Below are 17,598 nucleotides of genomic sequence, written 5' to 3'. Positions count from 1 at the left end.
CTTCCCGCTTGGTAGAGGGTATTAAGGCTCCTCTACGTATTTTCTCGATGAAGCCTCCCGCCTGATTATTTACGCCCGCGCGGCAGGACGCTGGGCATGATCCGGCTTACGCGCTTTGTCAGAAGTCAAAACATGGCTTTGCGCCTTGGCGCATTGGCGATAATCGCCAGCATCGGGGCCGCTGCGCTATGGCTCGTGGCGCCTGGCACTAAACCGGCTCCCCTGCCAGAAGCCCTGATCGCACTTGGCGCAACGTGGCTTTGTGCTTTGACATTCTGCGAAATACTCAAGGCGCCAGATCAGCCGCATTCGCTTGCTGTTACTCAAGGGCCTCGCCATGAGCCGCTTGGGTCGGGTCAGGAACCCGCCACCGCGCCCGCACCTACCAAAGATGATCAATCGCAAGCCGACGAGATTATCCGGCTGAAAGAATCGGCCTGCCGTGACCCACTTACCGGGCTACTCAACCGCGCTTCCTTTCGCCGAGAGGTCGAACGTTGCCTTTTGAAGGCGGACGACGGCGCGACCCGCTGGCTCATGTTCGTCGATCTGAACGGTTTTAAAGAAATCAACGATCAAAATGGGCACGACTGCGGCGACAAGGTTCTGAAGGCCTGCGCGCGGCGGCTACAATTGTCTGTCCAGATGATCATTCAAGGCTCGTCTTATGAAGCGGCTGAAAGCGTCTTTCTTTCACGCTTTGGCGGGGACGAATTCGTCATTTTTGTCGATGCCGATGTCGATGCCTCGCTTATCGAGCGAGTGGTAAAGCGGATACTGAAAGTTCTCGCCTGCGATATCACACACAACAATCGTCTGATTGCGCTGACGGCCAGCACAGGAATAGCGGCTGCGCCTCTACATGGCACGCGTTTCGACGATCTTATAAAGGCGGCAGATTCGGCCATGTATGCGGCCAAGGCCAGTCCAACACACAAGTATGTCTTTTACGATGAAGAACTCGATCTTGAAACACGCAAGATTGCCAAGCTGGAAACCGAACTGCACATAGCTCTTGCGCAGGAGCAGCTGGAATTCGTGTTCCAGCCTATTTTCGACCTGCGCACTTCGCAGATGGTCTCCGCCGAAGCTCTGGTGCGCTGGAACCATCCCGACGGCGAAACCTTGCGTCCGGCCGAGTTTTTCGACGTGCTGGAACGAACGCATCTCGTCACCTCGTTCAACGAATGGTGCGTGGCAAAGGTTATTTCGTACGTAGGCGAGCTTCATCGACGCGGGCTGCCTTTGATGATTGCCGCCAATGTTGCCCCACAACAATTGGCCAGCCTTGAATACATCTCGCTTATCAGAACGCATCTTCAACGCAGCGATTGCCCACCCGAGTTGCTTCAGATCGAGGTGACCGAAGATGCAGCGATGCGTGAGCCAGCGTTGACGGTGCAGAATCTGCATAAACTCCACGACATCGGGGTGACGCTGGCGATTGACGATTTTGGTGTCGGATATTCCAACCTTGCCAGGCTGACCGAGCTGCCGCTTTCACGTCTGAAAATCGACCGGTCTCTGCTTACGTCGATGGACCGGAAGCCGTCTGCATTCGTGTTGATGCAAAGCATCATCAATTTGTCGAACAGTCTCGGATTTCATTCAGTTGTCGAAGGCATCGAAACCGATGAGCAACTGGCGATGGTCAGCGCAATGGGAGCGGACCTCGGCCAAGGATTCTTACTAAGCAAGCCTATCAGCTTCGAGCAACTGGTCAGCCTTATCGAGGCAAGAGCGCTGATAAATCCGCCCGAAAAATCAGCATCTGCGCAGCACACTCAAGCCGTGGCCGCACAATAATTTTCTTTTGCGGCTGCGGAAATCTCTCGCGAGGCCAATGAAGTGTCACAGATCTGTCTTGCGAACTTGCAGCGCGCTTACCATGCTGGGCGCGCAGGCCCTCGGCGTTGAAAGCGTCGCTTTTGCATTCGATGATCCAGTGGCGCCGCCCGCCATCCCGGCTGAGAATACCGTGTCGAATGATGCGTCGGTAGAGCCAATGAAAACTGCGCAGCAAGACGATCAGGAATTCGTCGTCGCGCATGGAATTGATCCCGCTCTGCTCACGGCGCCGCTTGAAGATCTTCTTGTGCTCGAAACGACCTCGGTCGCCAAAAAGCGACAGAGCGTAAAAGATTCCGCCGCAGCAGTGTATGTCATAACCCAAGAACAAATCAGAAAATCGCCGGCCGACACGATTGTCGATCTGCTTCGCACGGTGCCCGGCGTTGAAGTCGCCGAAATCACCAACGGCGCGAGCGCCGTTTCCATTCGCGGCTTCAACGGAAGAAATGCTAATTCCCTTCTGGTGATGATTGACGGGCGCTCGGTGTATTTCTCCGGGCTATCAGGCGTGTTCTGGGACCAGATCAATCTGCCGCTGTACGATATTGAACGCATAGAGGTGGTGCGCGGGCCCGGGGCAACTTTGTGGGGCGCAAACGCGGTCAATGGTGTCATCAATATCATCACGCGCAATTCGGCTGACACATTGGGGACGAATGTGGTCGGGCGGGCCAGCACGCGGCGCCAGGAACTCAACGTCTCGCACGGCCTGCGCCTCGACGACAATCTGACTATGCGCGCTTTCGGAAGTCTCAGGCGCGATGAGATGTTGCTCGATGAGCAGGGCAATAATCTGGCCCCATATGCAGGCAAAAGCGCGGAAATCGGCACGCGGATTGACTGGCAAGCGAGCGAGCGAGACGCGCTAACGGTTCAAGCGGACCTTGCCCATGGCGACTTTGCCAACCTCATTTCCCTGTTCAACCAGGACCCGCTCGCGCCCGGCTACGACATATCACTTACAGAAGATGGATTCACTCAGACCAACGTGCTTGCCCGTTGGACGAGGCGTCAAAACGAGCGGCTCGACTGGCGATTGCAAGCCTATTACTCGCACCTTGTGCGGAGCGAGTTGAGCCTGACGGACTACACCGCTTCGATCGCAGACCTTGATCTTGGCATCCACTGGAAGCCTAATCCCGCGCATGATCTCAGCATCGGTATCGGCGCGCGGCGGCTATCGGATGACTTTGAGACGTTCACGACCAACGCGATCTTTGGAAAGGACAACGAGCCTGACACAATCATCAGCGGGTATATTCAGGACGAGATCACGCTTGTTCCGGATCATTTGCGCCTCAGCATCGGTGCCAAGCTTGAAAACAACAACTTTACCGGCACCGAATTTTAGCCAAGCGCACGCATTTTCTATCGACCCAGCGACGACTTCGCCATCTGGGCAAGTGTTTCACGCGCTGCGCGAACGCCATCACGTTTCGCGCGCACGGCTCAATTCGAAGTCTTCTTCATCCCGCCAAATACGGCGGACAACCCTTCACCCCTTCCGGTCTTTCCGGTCCTTACGCCCAACCCCGACCTTCCAAGCGAGCGTCTGACAGCATTTGAGGCGGGTCTTCGGTTCAGCGTGGTTCAAGGATGGGACCTTGATCTGGCGAGCTATTACAATCGCTACAAGCGGGTGGTTTCGCCAACGCCGACCAGTTCGCAGCTTCTGTTTGCGCCTGGCATCCCCTTCCCCCTCGCAGTTGAGCAGCAAACCCAACTCAAGGGTCGCGGCCGGCTTCAGACCTGGGGTATCGAAGCACTCGTCACCGGCCAAATCGCCCCTTGGTGGAGGGTTAAGGCAAGCTATTCTCATTTCAACTTCGATTTGGCGCAAGATCCGCTCAGCAATCGGCCATTTTACCTTGTCCTTTCGCCCGAGAATTCTCCGCGCCATCAGGCCGCGCTCACAAACGATGTCGAGATCGCATCGAATTGGCAGCTGACTGCCAAGCTCCGCTACGTTGACGAGGTTGGCAACGGTTCTGCTGGTTCATACCTCTCTGGCGATTTTCGCCTCGCGTATGACTTTGGAAACGGCGCCGAGTTTGCCGTGAATGGCGAAGGCCTTTTCGAGCCCAAACGCATTGAGTTCCCGCCGTCTGAGCTGCCGACTGTGCGGTCATTTGTTTCTCGTTCGGTTTCGGCCGAATTGCGGTATCGGTTTTGATGGGGGGATGACCATGCTCACTCTCATCCTTCGCCGTTCACCTCACCTTGCCTTGGTGGCGGCCTTGCTGACCTTCGCTTCAGGCGCGCCCGCACAGGCGCAGTCGCGTGACAGCGGCGAACTCAAAGCCGCAATCGTGCTCAACATTTTGCGGTTTGTGGATTTTCCGGGGAACACAGAAACGACGCTCGACCTGTGCATTGATCCGCGCATTGAGGCATCGCGCCAGATACGCGCGCTCACCAACCAGCGCATCGGAAAACGCGCTATTCGCACCAGGTCCATCGCCAGCGGATCGTTCGCAGGTTGCGAGGTCGTCTATCTTGCGGGCAACAATCCATCTGTAATCCGTTCGGCGCAGCGTCAGGGTCGCTTGGTCATGGGTGACGGTCCCCGGTTTGTCGATGCAGACGGCACCGTCGGGCTGGTCAAGACCGGGGGGCAGGTCCGCTTCGAAATCAACCTGGGACAGGCGAGCAACAATCGTTTGCGTATCAGCTCAAGACTGGTGCGCCTCGCTGCGCGGGTCCGGCGATGATGGCCGCAAAGAAAGCCTCCCTCTTCGGCCCGATGCGTTTCCGCACCAAGCTTGCGGCGATGACCACCTCGTCAGCTGCGCTGGCGCTCTTGCTCGCCTGCCTTGGCCTGTTCGCGATCCAGTATCAGACCGAGGCGCAACTCTCAGACCAGCGTCACCACCAGATTGCAAACCTGCTCGCGGATAATGTCGCCCCTGCAATCCTGTTTGATGATCGTGATGTTACGCGCGAGACCTTGATGTCGGTCCGGGGGATCGAGGACATTCGCTCCGTTCACGTCTTTGACCGCGAGGGCGCAGTATTTGCAGAATTCATCAAATCGCCAGACGATGCCGCGCCGGACGATCTGCCAGAAGGCGAGGTGATCGGCGAAAGTATCCTGGTCGACGGGGTTTCCCTCGGCCTTGTCGAGATGGTGGTTACGCCGCGCTCGATGTCGGACATAGTGGAAGAGACCATTGGTACGATTGTGCTGCTGTTTTCGGTCTGCATGGTCTTTTCTCTGATCATCGCACGTGCACTGCGGGCGATGGTGTTCAAGCCCATCGACAGGCTTGTGGGCGCGATGCGACAGTTACAAACCTCGGGCGATTACACCATGCGTCTGCCCGTTGAGCACGATCCGGATTTCGCAGCTATTTCGACCAGCTTCAATGAAATGCTCGCTAAAATCGAAAGCGGCACTGTCGAACTGCGCGAAAATGCCAACGACCTTCGGGAAGCGCGTGATGCGGCAGAATCTGCGAATCTCGCAAAGTCACAATTCCTTGCGAACATGAGCCACGAACTGCGCACTCCGCTCAATGCTATTCTCGGCTATTCGGAAGTGCTGCGCGAAGAGCTGGCGCTTAAAGGAATGGAACGCTCTCTCGATGACGTGCGCTGGGTTCATACCTCAGCCCAGCAATTGCTGGAACTCATCAATGGCATTCTTGATCTGTCAAAAATCGAGGCCGGGCGAATGGACATTGATGTTCACGAATTCGAAGTGGCCCGAGTCCTGCGCGATGTTGAGAAAATGCTCGCCCCCATGGCGCAGCGCAATCAGAGCGAGATCAGCCTATCGCTTTCGGATGACCTCGGCAAAGCCAACACCGATTCCGGCAAACTGCGCCAGATTCTCCTGAACCTGGGGTCCAACGCCTGCAAGTTCACCGAGCATGGCCAGATAATCCTCGCTGCACGGCGCGAGGCCAGTGAACTCGTCTTTTCCGTCACCGACACAGGTATCGGGATCAGCGAAAAAGATCAGGAACGGCTGTTCAAACCCTTTAGCCAGGCGGACCAATCGACCACACGGCAATATGGCGGCACCGGTTTGGGCCTTGCGATCGTCGCTCTTTTTGCTGACCTACTGGAGGGAAGCGTTACGGTGGAAGCAAAGCCTGGAATAGGTTCGTGCTTCACGGTGCGCATCCTCGATGACCTGTCGCGAGATCAAGCGGTTGAGCAGCCCGATTGCGAGGACGCAACCGAAACACAGGACGCGGGCGACAAACCGCTGGCTCTGGTTATTGATGATCAGCCAAGCGCGTGCCAGCTTATCGTGCGAATTGCCGAGCAAGCAGGTTACCGCGTGAAGACGGCATCTGACGGCGAAAAAGGGCTCGCCGCAATTCGCGCAAACAATCCGAGCGTGGTTCTTCTCGATCTTGCGATGCCAAGAGTGGATGGCTGGGACTTATTGGCCGAGGCGCGTAGCGACCCGGCAATCGAACACATCCCCGTGGTTGTCGTCTCGGTCAATGATGACGAGAGCAAATCGGTCGAAGCCGGGGCGATTGATCATCTGACGAAACCGGTGAGCCCTTCGCAGGTTAGCGAAGTTCTCCAGCTGTATTCGGGACGCCGTTCAGGCCGTATTCTGATCGCAGAAGATCATGACGCCATCGCTCGGCTTTACCGACGAGGGTTGGAGCAGATGGGATACACGGTCGAGATCGTGGTCAATGGCTCGCTTGCAGCCAAGCGTCTTGGCGAAAGCCGTTTCGACATTGTGGTCACCGACCTCAACATGACGGGCGGCAGCGGCTTTGATCTTATCAAGGTGATCACCGCGATGGAGCCCGACATCCGCCCAGCGACGTTTGTCGTGACCGGGCGCGCACTGGGCGAGGAGGAAACGGCCGAGATCGACGAGACCGTGACCCGGATTCTCGCAAAGAACGGTCTTTCTCCTCGCAAGCTCGCCCATAGCATCGCCGAGCATCAGAAGGATCAATCCAGCGAAGAGCTTGAGGAGCAATCATGACGGCCATCCCCCAAAACGCACCAAATTCGCCCTCAACCCAGATTCTGATTGTGGATGACATCGACGCCAATCGCGCGGTGATGACCCGTCGGCTGGAAATGATGTCTTACCGTGTCAGTTCGGTAGAAAGCGGGCACGAGGCCTTAAAGCATTTGTCACACAGCAAACCCGACATGATCCTGCTCGACTATATGATGCCTCAGATGAACGGGATCGAAGTGCTTCACAGGATCAGGTCCAATCCGGAAACTGACAGCCTTCCTGTAATCATGGTCACAGCCCGGGCCGAAAGCGAGGCCACCGTTGAGGCGCTTCGTGCTGGTGCAGATGACTATGTTACCAAACCCATCGATTATGACGTGCTCAAAGCGCGCATTGAATCGCACGTAATCCGCAAATCAAGCACCAGAAACCTGAAGCACGAGAACGAAGCGCTCGACGAACAAGCGACAATCCGCAGCTTGGTGGTGGCTGATCTTGAACAGGATCTGCAATCGGAGATCGAGAAGCGGGCAGAGCTCGAAGACAAGCTGGCCACAATCACATCGCGCGAGGTATTAAGCGCCCCACAAGGCGGAAAAACACTCGCAATCAGAAGCTTACTCGATGAAGTTGCCACCAAACATGCAGCCTTGTTTAAAACAGTCTCGCAAAATGAAGTGCCGGCACTCCTGGATATGATCGAGATGCGCAAGCTCATCCACGAGGCGATAGAGACACTGCCGTAGCGACCGCCCCTTAATCAAAGGATGCAATCTTGGGTCTGATGCCCGAATCACGTGATGCTGTTTGCAAGCGTTATGAGAGATAGCACCCACCGACCGTGTTAACGTGTTGAACCTTTCAAACACTATGCAGATGCCAGCCTTGCAGGCGTTTACTCAGGTTTAACCAGCAGGATCCGCAAGAACGCGCATCATCGCCCCCAAGCCGGCTGAAATTCGTCGCATGTTGTGGGCTGCAAAGCTGTTAAAATTTTAACCATTCCCATGAACCGGCAGCACATATCGCCCCCCTAATTACAGGAGCACGAACAGGCCAACTGAGGCCGTTCCAGAGTTAGGGTAACCGAAATGAAAACGCTTTTTGCACGCAGCACCGCAGGGATCGCACTTGCTGTTTCGCTTATGGGAACCGCCCATGCGCAAAACGATGATGCCAACGCTCCTGCCGCTGACGGCGTTCAGCCGAAGGCATCAGCCGCCTATATCATGGGCGAGCCAGCCACGGCGAGCGAGGCACTCGTGCCAAGCGCAATGCTCAAGGCGTTCAACGCATCGCATAACGGCGCACCTCAATTGTCGACTGCGCTGTCTGGCGAGACACTGGTGACGAGCGATCAGGCTCAAGGCGGCACCGTTACCCTTCGCTCAATCGAAGCACGGTATGGCGACATCAATCCGTTCTACGGCGACATCAACCCGTTCTACGGTAACATTGGCGCCTTCTGGGGCGACATCAATCCGTTCTATGGCACCATCAACCCCTTCTACGGCGACATTAATCCGTTCTGGGGCGACATCAGCCCATTTTACGGCGATATCACGCCATTCTGGGGGGATATTGGCGCTTTCTATGGTGATATCGTAGCTTTCGACAGTAAGCACCTCGAACAATTCGGGAATTTCTGGGAACAACACCACTCGCAAATCAGTCTTGTCGAAGCGAAATTCGACGCGATCACCGTGATCAACGGAGATATCCTGCGCGATGGCGCACCGAACAGAATGATGGCGGCTTTGGCTGACCTGATCGCTCAAGGTGAAAGTCAGTTTGGTGCTGCCTACACTGCCAAGACCGGAAACTCCTTCGACAGCTTGGTGAATGAAGTTTTCGCGCGCCATGGTGCCTACAGTTCCAATCACAAAGCGGTCATCGAGACCTGGACGCCTCAGCAGCGCGCGGCATTTTTCCTCGACTGGCACGATACGCTCAACCAATATTCGGGCATTGATCAACTCGATCACTGGATGACGTCGATCAACTGGACCCCTGCGATCACCCAAATTCAGGGCAATGGCCGTGACACCATCATCGGCATCATCGACGGCAGCTTCACAACCGATACCGACCTTTCCAACAACATCGTTTGGGCCGGTGGCCACAACACACTCGTTGGCGGGCATGGTGCAGGCGTTGCCAGCCTGATCGCAGGCGCCCACGACGGTGAGGGCGTGATGGGCATTGCGCCAGATGTTAACATCGCCACCTACAACCCGTTCAACGCGAACGGGAACACCGGTTGGGATGAAGTTGTGACCGGCATCCTTGCCATGCAACCAAACGGCCTCAAAAGCGCAAACCAGTTTGGCCGCACCAGCATCATCAACCTTTCACTGGGCGAACCGGGTTGGGTGGCATCGCAAGGTCTTGCGGACATTTTCGCCCGCAGCGACATTCGAACCGTCAACCGGGATACGGTCTATGTCATCGCTGCTGGCAACGACGGAGTGACACAGAACTCTGATATTGAGTGGTATTTCGGCCGCGACAATGCGACGACGATTTTTGTCGGCTCGGTCAATCCAGCTGGCGAAATTTCATCCTTCTCCAACCGCCCCGGCAACACTTGCCTGCTCAACAATGGCGTATGCGAGGCTGGAAACGAGCTGTATCTGCGCACGGTAGTGGCTCCGGGCGAACTGTTGCTCATGTCGGACGGCCAGGGCGGCGTGACCCGCCATTCGGGCACCTCCTTTGCTGCTCCACTCGTTTCGGGTGCAATCGCGCTTCTGCACGACCGCTGGCCGTGGCTTGCAGCAAATCCGGAGGCATCGGCCGACATCATCTTCCGTTCGGCACGCGATCTTGGCGCGCTGGGCCCGGATGAAGTCTATGGCTGGGGCTTGCTCGATGTTGCGGCATCGCAATCGCCGCTCGACTTCAACTCGATGACGTTTTCGATGTATATCGCAAGCGGCAACGGTTGGAAAAGCTCCAAGATGACCGCCGATGGCGTTCTAAATGGCGGCATCCCGGACCATTGGGCGACCGAGAACGTGTTCTTCACCGGCTTCGAAACAGTCGGCAACACTCACCGCGACTTCAGCATCCCTGCATCAGCCCTCGCCTATGGCAAGAGCACGGATGCCCTTGGCCGTGGCAGCGAGCGGCTTCAGGATTACATCGGTCAACGCCTCGCCAATTGGATCAACAGCCAGGGCAAGGATGCCGCCGGCAATGGCCTCGCAGGCTTCAGCGAGCTTCGCCAAAGCGGCGGCGAGATCAACGGGGAATGGACGCTGCGCTATGATGCCATGGCGCCTCGTTATGACCAAACCGGTCAGTTGCGCATGGTTCATGGCGCTGCGACCCTGACCGAACCATCCGGCAAGGCCTCTTTCACCTTTGGCCACGGCCAGGGCGCGATGGCGCTTTCAGGCTACCGTTTCGGCGTGATGAGCGATCACGATCCCTTCACTGGCGGCGTGAACCCAGTTCTTGGCTTTGCGTCGGGTGAAACCTTCGCTCAAATGGGATATAAGATTGCCGAGAACACCACCGTTCGCGTGGGTTACTCACAGAACACCGAAGGCGATGACGATGTCGCACCAAACGACGCGGTTGCTCAGTTCCTGCGCAGCACCTTGGGCGATCGCTCTGCGAACGCTCTGACCCTCGACCTTGAACACAAGGTCAGCGATGCGGTTTCTTTTGGCGCTCAACTGACGATGCTCGATGAAGACGATGCGCTGCTTGGCACGCAAACCGGGTCGGACGCGCTTTTGGGCAACGGATCGCAAACCGAGGCCATGACGCTCTCGGCATCGGTTGCTCTTGGCGCTGGCATCAGCCTTGACGTGTCTGCGACGGGCGCCCGCACAGCCACTTCAAACGATCAGCTCTTCACCAGCGCTGGCTCAATCTGGGCAACCGCCGGCCAATTCTCGGCGACGAAACAGGGCGTGTTCTCAGCCGACGACATGCTGCGCGTCTCGGTCGCTCAACCGCTCCAGATCGAAGACGGCAATCTGCAATTCACCAGCGATCAGATCATCAACCGTGACACCGGAGAAATCGGACCGGTCACTCAAACCTTCGGGATTGAGACCAAGCGCCGCATCACGACAGAAGCAGTTTATGCAACGAAATTAACCAGATCTTCTGAGTTTGGTGTTTTTGGTCGCTATGTCAGTGCAGGTGACACAATCGATGAAGGCGGGATGGTCGTTGGAGGGAACTTCAGCCTGCGCTTCTGATCCTCGTGAAGCCGTCGCACATGAGCCGAAATTTGCAGGTGCCGGGTTTCTGGCTCGGGTGGGGAATGAGTATGTTGAAGCAAAGCCACAGGAAGATGCGCCGCGTCGCATTGCCAATTCTTGTCGCTTTGGCAGCTGTGCCAGCAGCAGCGAACCATCCGGACCACGAGGCCTTCGACGCAGCCATCAACAAAGCCAAAGCCACGATGATGGCGGATTCGGCAGAGGCATTGGAGCTTGCGCGCAAAGCCGGCTCGCTTTTCCCAGGTGACGACAAAGACGCACAAAAGGCGCGGCTGACGGCGCAATGGCTCGAAGCTGAAGCTCTGATGCGCCTGAACCGCGCTGACGATGCGGCGCAGATCATTAAAAGTGCGATTGACGCAGCGACCCTTAATTTCAATGGATCGAAACTGCACGCTGACCTGTTGCGCTCGGAAGCAGGCTTGTCGGTTAGCAAAGGCGAATATGGCAAGGCGCTCGATTCATTCCTGCAAGCGCACGAGATCTATGACGCACTGAAAGACGATCGCGGCCGTGCGATCGTGCTTCAGAATATCGGCTCGCTTTATTCCGATGCGCGCGACTATGAGCGCGTGCTGAGCTATTACAAGCAGGCGAATGAGGTCTATCCAGAGGACAAGGCCCTTGCTCTTTCCGCGCATAATAACACCGGAAATGCGCTCAAGGAGCTGAACCGTCTGGTAGCGGCAGAAGCAGAGTTTCGCGCAGCGCTCACGGTCGCTTCACAGATGAACAGCCCGCTTCTCGAAGCGCGCATTTTGACCAATATCGCATCGACCCAATATCTCGCAGGCAATCTTGACGCGGCAGAACGCACGGTCAGTCTGGGATTGAACATCGCCAATTCAAGCGCACCCCAATGGCGCCCGTTCCTTTACGGGGTGAAGGCGCAGATCGCAGTGGAGCGAGGGGAATTGGCGGATGCACGCATGTATCTCGCGCGGACCTTTGCGGGTGAGGATCTCAAGACAACCTCCCCCTTCTTCCGCGATTTTCACGAAACCGCTTATGCGGTGTACTCCGAGGCCGAGAACTACAAACTTGCAGCGCAGCATCTGGAGGCTTTCTATCGCATTGACGGACGCGCGCGCAATCTGTCCTCAACCGCGAACAACGCGCTTCTGGCGGCACGCTTTGATGCTGCCAACCGCGAGCTTCAGATTTCCACCCTGTCGCTTGAAAAGGCCGCCAACGAGGCGCGCCTGAGCCATGCGCAAAACCAGGTCATTCTACTGACCGCGCTGGTTGTGCTCGCGATCATTGCCTTTATCGCAGCCATGTTGATGCTTCGCACAGTCAACCGCAGCCGCAAGGGTATCAAGGAAGCCAACGAGAAGCTTACCCACGTGATCCAGCACGACGGGCTTACCCAGCTTTACTCGCGCGACCATTTCCGAACCCTGCTTGAAGCTTTGATCGAGAAACGCGAAGAATTTGCAGAGCCTCCGGTGCTTGCCTTTATCGATCTCGACCGGTTCAAACAGGTCAATGACGTGTTTGGCCATGGCGCTGGCGACCAACTCCTTGCACAAGTGGCCAATCGTTTCCGCGAAACCGCCGGCGAGGAGGCCACGATCGGCCGCCTGGGCGGTGATGAATTTGCAATGATCATGCCCGCCGGGATCAGCCTTGAGGAAGCGAAAGAGCTTTCCGACCGGGTCATTCAAGAAGTGAGCGAGCCGTTCCAGATCGACGGTTTCGAAATTCTGATCGGCGCGTCCATCGGTCTTGCGCCCATCACCTCTTCGGCCAATGCCAGTGTGCACATGACCAACGCCGATCTTGCGCTTTACACAGCGAAGGATCACGGTCGTGGCAGAACAATCGTTTATGAAAACACCATGCGCGACAAGCTCGAAGACCGCTCGAGCCTTGAAACCGATCTCGAAGCCGCGCTTGAGAACGGCCAAATGTCCGTCTGCTACCAGCCGATAGTGAAGGGTTCGGATCGCTCCGTAATCTGTAACGAAGCGTTGATGCGCTGGACCCATCCAGAGCGCGGCATTGTCCCTCCCGATGTGTTTATTCCAGTGGCAGAGGAAGGCCGGCTTATCGAGCGCCTCGGAGCCTGGATGCTGCGCAGGGCATGCACAGAAGCGGCCACGTGGCCCGAGCACGTCAAACTCACCGTCAACATCTCGACCTTGCAAATGAACGACCCCGCGTTCCTCAACACCGTTGCACAGGCATTGGCGAGCAGCGGCCTCCAACCTGATCGACTTGTCCTTGAGCTGACCGAATCCCTCGTTCTCGATATGGATGAGCAGGTCGAACAGTTGCTCAAAAGCCTTAAGGGTCTTGGCGTGACCTTCGCGTTGGATGACTTTGGCAGCGGCTATTCATCGCTGAACTACATCGACAAGATGGACTTCTCGATGATCAAGATCGACCGCGAATTCGTACAATCAGCCGCAGCAGGTTCCTCGCGCAGCCAGGCCATGGTCGCAGCCATCGTTGCGCTTGCCCAATCGCTTGGCATTGAGGTAACCGCCGAGGGCATCGAGAACGAAGAGCAAGCCAGGGTGATGACCGAACTGGGCTGCTCGAACTTTCAGGGCTATCTTTTTGGTCGCCCTGCGCTCTCCAAGTTTGACCGCAAGGCGACGGAAACTACCGGCAAGGTTCACCGCGGCGACAAAGGCTCAATCGCTGCGTAGGCTTTTCCAAAACGCTAAAAAAATATCGGGCGCTGTAAGCAAGCCGATTACGCAAGTGACCTGATTATACAGCGATCCCGACCCATCCGGTTGGTCGTGCCGACCTTGATCGGATTGCGCGCAGATCTATTCAGCAAGCTGAGCGTGCGCGTCGTGCGCGGTTGCCTTGCTGACTGTCACAATCGCGATCAATGCGCCCAGAAAGCCTGGCACGATCTCGTAAAGGCCCGGGCCACCCAGAAAGCTCTGGTTCCAACCAAGACCAATCCACAGTCCCACGATCAGGGCACCCGTAACAAGACCCGCCAAAGCGCCTGAACCTGTCATGCCGCGCCATGTGAGCGCGAGCAGGATGAGCGGGCCGAACGCAGCGCCAAAGCCTGCCCAGGCGTTGGCAACAAGTCCCAGCACCTGGCTGTCGGGGTCCGATGCAAGAACAATCGCGGCCAATGCCACCAACGCTACACAGATGCGTCCGACATTCACCGCTTCGCGCTCGCTCGCCTGTTTGCGCAAGAACAGGCGATAGAAATCCTCGGTCAATGAGCTCGACGAGACCAGCAATTGCGAAGAGATCGTGCTCATGATGGCGGCAAGCAATGCGGCAAAGAGGAAGCCGGTGATCGCGGGGTGAAAAAGCAATTCGGAAAGGACTATGAAAATCGTCTCGGGGTCTTCGACCACAATGCCGTTGCGCTCGGCATAGGCGCGGCCAGCAAGGCCCATACCCACCGCACCAAGCAGTGAAACGCCCATCCAGCTAAGCCCGATGTTACGCGCCGCAGCCACTTTCTCTACGGTGTCGATAGCCATGAAGCGCACGATGATGTGCGGCTGCCCAAAGTAGCCGAGGCCCCATGTGACCGCGCTGATAAATCCGATGGCAGTCAATCCATTCGTAAGGCTCAAAAATCCGTCAATCGGCACCTCGCTGAGGGACCCGCCCGCATCGCCCCCGCTGCCGAACATAACAACAACCGGCATAATAACGAGCGCAAGCATCATGATGATGCCCTGGACAAAATCGGTGAGGCTCACCGCAAGAAATCCGCCAACCATCGTGTAAGCGAGGACAATTCCTGCGGTAATCCAGATGCCAAGAGCATAGTCGCTCATGCCAACATTGGGCAGGACACCTGCAAAGGCTGTTTCGAACAGCTTCCCGCCGCCAACCAGTCCCGCGGCGGTGTAGACAGTGAAGAAAACGACTACGATAAGCGCCGATACGACGCGCAAAGCGACACCTTTATCCGGGAACCGGTTCGCCAGGAATTCAGGAATAGTGAGCGCATTGCCATAGCGCTCTGTCTGTTCACGAAGGCGCGGTGCAACGATGACCCAGTTCAATACTGCCCCGGCAAAAAGACCGATCCCGATCCATGCCTCCACCAAACCAGCAGCGTAAAGCGCGCCGGGAAGTCCAAGCAGCAGCCATCCCGACATATCGGAAGCACCAGCAGAAAGCGCGGCAACAGACGGAGGCAGATTGCGGCCAGCAAGCAAATAGCCCTCAGAAGTATCCGTCGATTTGCGCCAGGCATAAAGCCCGATGCCGATCATGGCGAGAAAGTACAAAGCAAGTGTGGCAAGTGTGAGAGTGTTCATAATAAAAGCGGTGCGCTGTGCCTTTCGGATTACTGGCTTGCGGAGCGAATTCTCGATGACCGCTGCGTCATAGGTGCGGCCTTTGTGGGGACAACCTTTGCTGCGTCGACAAAGGGGGCCTCACCATCGTTCCAGATTGGCAAAAGATACTCACACCCAAGGGAGCAGCAGCCATGCGAACGGGGCTTCTATCGGGAACACCGCAATAGTTCAACTTGGCCGCCCATACCGGCGGACACGCAGGCTGAGCAAGCCTTGCCGTGGGTAGCGAATTGTCGATTGGTGGGCCTCGGAAGGAGGCAAAGGCGCTACGAAAGGCTGCGGATGGGATCAGAGCCATCCCAGTTTTTCGCCGCGTCCTGCATCACGGCGAACAAGCCCTTGGTGTCTTGATTAACCTCGAGCACTTCGACCAAGCCACCTTCCCCTGCACCGGGATCGGCATAAACAACCCGAGAGCCGCCGAATAATCCCGACACGATGGTTTCGGCCCCGACATCATCCAAAGCCTTTTGCGCGCTGTCAAAATCTTCCGTCAGGATCAGGACGTGATGCAAGCGGTCCTTTATGCCGAATTCGCCGTTGTAATGAGCTGGGGCGTCGTTTTCCGGTTTGACGAGTTCAATCTGCACATTGCCCCAATAGGCAATCGCAACCGTAAAGCGCGCATCGGTGGGTTCGCCGCGATATTTCATGTCATCGAGCGCAATGTTCTCGAACAAGAAGAACGGACCAACCCCCATTGTCTTCGTCCAATAATCAATCGCGCCTTCGAAATCGGTCGGGACATAGGCCATTTGGGCAATGTCTCCGATCGACGCGATGGAACCTGGCTTTGGCATATCGGATACTCCGCTTCTGGTCAGGCGAACAAAGTCTCGGGCGCTTCAAGGTGTTCTTTGAGCGTTTGCAGGAACCCAGCGCCCGCGGCGCCGTCAATGGCACGGTGGTCGACCGAAAGTGTCATCGAAATGCGCGTCTCAAAACCAACAGAGCCATCGGGTTTCTCGACCGCGCATCGATCCGCCTTACCGACCGCAAGGATTGCAGCCTGTGGTGGATTGATGATTGCATCAAAATTCTCGATCCCGAACATTCCAAGGTTGGATACGGTGAAGGTCCCGCCATCGAGATCTTCGTATGACAGCCGCCCTTCGCGCGCTTTTTCAATGAGTGCGCTTGTCGCTTCGGCCAATTGGTCGATCCGCATCCGGTTCGCTTGCCGCACGATTGGTGTTACCAAACCGCTTGGCCCCGCAACCGCAACGGCCACGTCGGCGTGCGGATAGTGGTGCAGTTCCTGACCGTGGAGCTGCACATTGATATCCGGGTGCTTCGCCAAGGCTTTGCCGCACGCGAAGACGATGTAGTCATTCACCGAGGCCTTACGCCCAAGCACAAGATTGGCGGTCTTGCGGAAAGAGAGCAATTCGTCTGCGGCAAACGAGCTTCGCAGATAGAAATGCGGGATTTCCTGCTTGGCTTGGGTAAGCCTTCTTGCGACCACGTTGCGAATTTTGTCGAAGGGTTTCACATCGGCATTGTTCGCGGCCAAACGGAATGGCGCGCCCCGGTCTGCACCGCTGGAAGTATCGACCAGCGCCAGAACATCCTTCTTACAGATCCGGCCGCGCGGGCCCGTGCCCTTCACACTGGAAAGATCAATGCCTTCCATCGAAGCAATCCGCCGGGCGAGCGGCGAGGCATAGATTTTGAGGTCTTCAGCCGGATGATCAACCGTGCCACGCGGCGCAAAATTGCGATCGGGTCGCACAGCCTGCTCAATATCCTGAAGCGTGATCCGGCCACCCTTGCCCGATCCTTCGACTGTCGAAAGGTCCACGCCCTCTGAACTCGCCAGTTCGAGCGCTTTGGGACTGATCGGGCGATTGGTATCAATCAAGGCAGGCGCTGGTTTGTGCGTGGCAGCAGCAGCCTCTTTGGGGCCGCCTTCGTTCTTGCCCGATTTCTTGCGCACCGTCCCCAAAGCGGCGGTGGGTTTGAAATCGGTCACAAACTGATCAACATCGCCAGCATCGGCCTGGCCGTCGGCGAGAACGGCCAAAAGCGTCCCGACCTGCTCTGCCTCTCCGCCAGCTTCGACTACGATTTTTGCCAGAACGCCATCGCGTTCGGCTTGCACTTCGTTGGTAATCTTGTCGGTTTCGATAAGGCACAAAAGGTCGCCTTTGGAGAAGCTATCCCCCTCCTTCACCTGCCATTCGGCAAGCGTACCTTCGGTCATTTCGATGCCCCATTTGGGCATGCAAAAGGCGCGCAGCTTCGTCATTGTCGCGCT

The 17,598-nt window shown here is 56.8% G+C and carries 11 protein-coding genes; 8 read left to right on the top strand and 3 right to left on the bottom strand.

Annotated elements, in window-relative coordinates; all coding sequences use genetic code 11:
• Positions 1-96: 96 nt before the first annotated feature.
• The 8 genes from MWU38_RS11880 (at position 97) to MWU38_RS11845 (ending at position 13,694) form a co-directional block, all read left to right on the top strand.
• Positions 97-1,806 (top strand): bifunctional diguanylate cyclase/phosphodiesterase, encoded by a 1,710-nt coding sequence (locus MWU38_RS11880; RefSeq protein ID WP_247272033.1) that lies wholly within the window; start codon positions 97-99, stop codon positions 1,804-1,806.
• A gap of 37 nt (positions 1,807-1,843) precedes the next feature.
• The gene (locus tag MWU38_RS11875; RefSeq protein ID WP_247272032.1) at positions 1,844-3,202 is read left to right on the top strand and encodes a TonB-dependent receptor plug domain-containing protein; all 1,359 of its coding nucleotides are present in this window, start codon (positions 1,844-1,846) and stop codon (positions 3,200-3,202) included.
• Between the two features lie 12 nt (positions 3,203-3,214).
• A complete protein-coding gene (locus MWU38_RS11870) occupies positions 3,215-4,024 on the top strand; it encodes a TonB-dependent receptor (protein ID WP_348646918.1) in 810 nt (269 codons plus the stop codon).
• A 7-nt stretch (positions 4,025-4,031) separates the two neighbouring features.
• Positions 4,032-4,562 carry a YfiR family protein gene (locus MWU38_RS11865; RefSeq protein ID WP_247272031.1) on the top strand — a complete coding sequence of 177 codons (531 nt, stop codon included), beginning with the start codon at positions 4,032-4,034 and terminating at the stop codon, positions 4,560-4,562.
• 59 nt (positions 4,563-4,621) lie between these two features.
• Positions 4,622-6,814: a response regulator gene (locus MWU38_RS11860; RefSeq protein ID WP_247272030.1), complete on the top strand. Its 2,193-nt coding sequence runs from the start codon at positions 4,622-4,624 to the stop codon at positions 6,812-6,814.
• A complete protein-coding gene (locus tag MWU38_RS11855; protein WP_247272029.1) occupies positions 6,811-7,542 on the top strand; it encodes a response regulator in 732 nt (243 codons plus the stop codon). The genes MWU38_RS11860 and MWU38_RS11855 overlap by 4 nt, the downstream gene beginning before the upstream one ends.
• A gap of 345 nt (positions 7,543-7,887) precedes the next feature.
• Positions 7,888-11,013 (top strand): S8 family serine peptidase, encoded by a 3,126-nt coding sequence (locus MWU38_RS11850; RefSeq protein WP_247272028.1) that lies wholly within the window; start codon positions 7,888-7,890, stop codon positions 11,011-11,013.
• 71 nt (positions 11,014-11,084) lie between these two features.
• Positions 11,085-13,694 carry an EAL domain-containing protein gene (locus tag MWU38_RS11845; protein WP_247272027.1) on the top strand — a complete coding sequence of 870 codons (2,610 nt, stop codon included), beginning with the start codon at positions 11,085-11,087 and terminating at the stop codon, positions 13,692-13,694.
• Between the two features lie 126 nt (positions 13,695-13,820).
• On the opposite strand, the gene putP is transcribed toward MWU38_RS11845, so the two are convergent.
• The 3 genes from putP to MWU38_RS11830 form a co-directional block, all read right to left on the bottom strand.
• The gene (gene putP / locus MWU38_RS11840; protein WP_247272026.1) at positions 13,821-15,299 is read right to left on the bottom strand and encodes a sodium/proline symporter PutP; all 1,479 of its coding nucleotides are present in this window, start codon (positions 15,297-15,299) and stop codon (positions 13,821-13,823) included.
• 308 nt (positions 15,300-15,607) lie between these two features.
• Complete coding sequence (locus MWU38_RS11835) at positions 15,608-16,141, bottom strand: VOC family protein (protein WP_247272025.1); 534 nt, start codon at positions 16,139-16,141, stop codon at positions 15,608-15,610.
• A 20-nt stretch (positions 16,142-16,161) separates the two neighbouring features.
• A complete protein-coding gene (locus tag MWU38_RS11830; RefSeq protein WP_247272024.1) occupies positions 16,162-17,589 on the bottom strand; it encodes a 2-oxo acid dehydrogenase subunit E2 in 1,428 nt (475 codons plus the stop codon).
• Positions 17,590-17,598 lie beyond the last annotated feature (9 nt).

The sequence above is a fragment of the Qipengyuania sp. S6317L1 genome, assembly GCF_023015615.1.
Classification (GTDB): Bacteria; Pseudomonadota; Alphaproteobacteria; order Sphingomonadales; family Sphingomonadaceae; genus Erythrobacter.
Note: the sequence above shows the minus strand (reverse complement) of the source record. Positions and strands in the feature narration are given on the sequence as shown.

Coding starts and splice junctions, on each gene's coding strand:
- MWU38_RS11865 (WP_247272031.1), top strand. CDS start 4,032: ATGACCATGCTCACTCTCATCCTTCGCCGTTCACCTCACCTTGCCTTG.
- MWU38_RS11850 (WP_247272028.1), top strand. CDS start 7,888: ATGAAAACGCTTTTTGCACGCAGCACCGCAGGGATCGCACTTGCTGTT.
- putP (WP_247272026.1), bottom strand. CDS start 15,299: ATGAACACTCTCACACTTGCCACACTTGCTTTGTACTTTCTCGCCATG.
- MWU38_RS11860 (WP_247272030.1), top strand. CDS start 4,622: ATGACCACCTCGTCAGCTGCGCTGGCGCTCTTGCTCGCCTGCCTTGGC.
- MWU38_RS11835 (WP_247272025.1), bottom strand. CDS start 16,141: ATGCCAAAGCCAGGTTCCATCGCGTCGATCGGAGACATTGCCCAAATG.
- MWU38_RS11880 (WP_247272033.1), top strand. CDS start 97: ATGATCCGGCTTACGCGCTTTGTCAGAAGTCAAAACATGGCTTTGCGC.
- MWU38_RS11855 (WP_247272029.1), top strand. CDS start 6,811: ATGACGGCCATCCCCCAAAACGCACCAAATTCGCCCTCAACCCAGATT.
- MWU38_RS11845 (WP_247272027.1), top strand. CDS start 11,085: ATGTTGAAGCAAAGCCACAGGAAGATGCGCCGCGTCGCATTGCCAATT.
- MWU38_RS11830 (WP_247272024.1), bottom strand. CDS start 17,589: ATGACGAAGCTGCGCGCCTTTTGCATGCCCAAATGGGGCATCGAAATG.
- MWU38_RS11875 (WP_247272032.1), top strand. CDS start 1,844: ATGAAGTGTCACAGATCTGTCTTGCGAACTTGCAGCGCGCTTACCATG.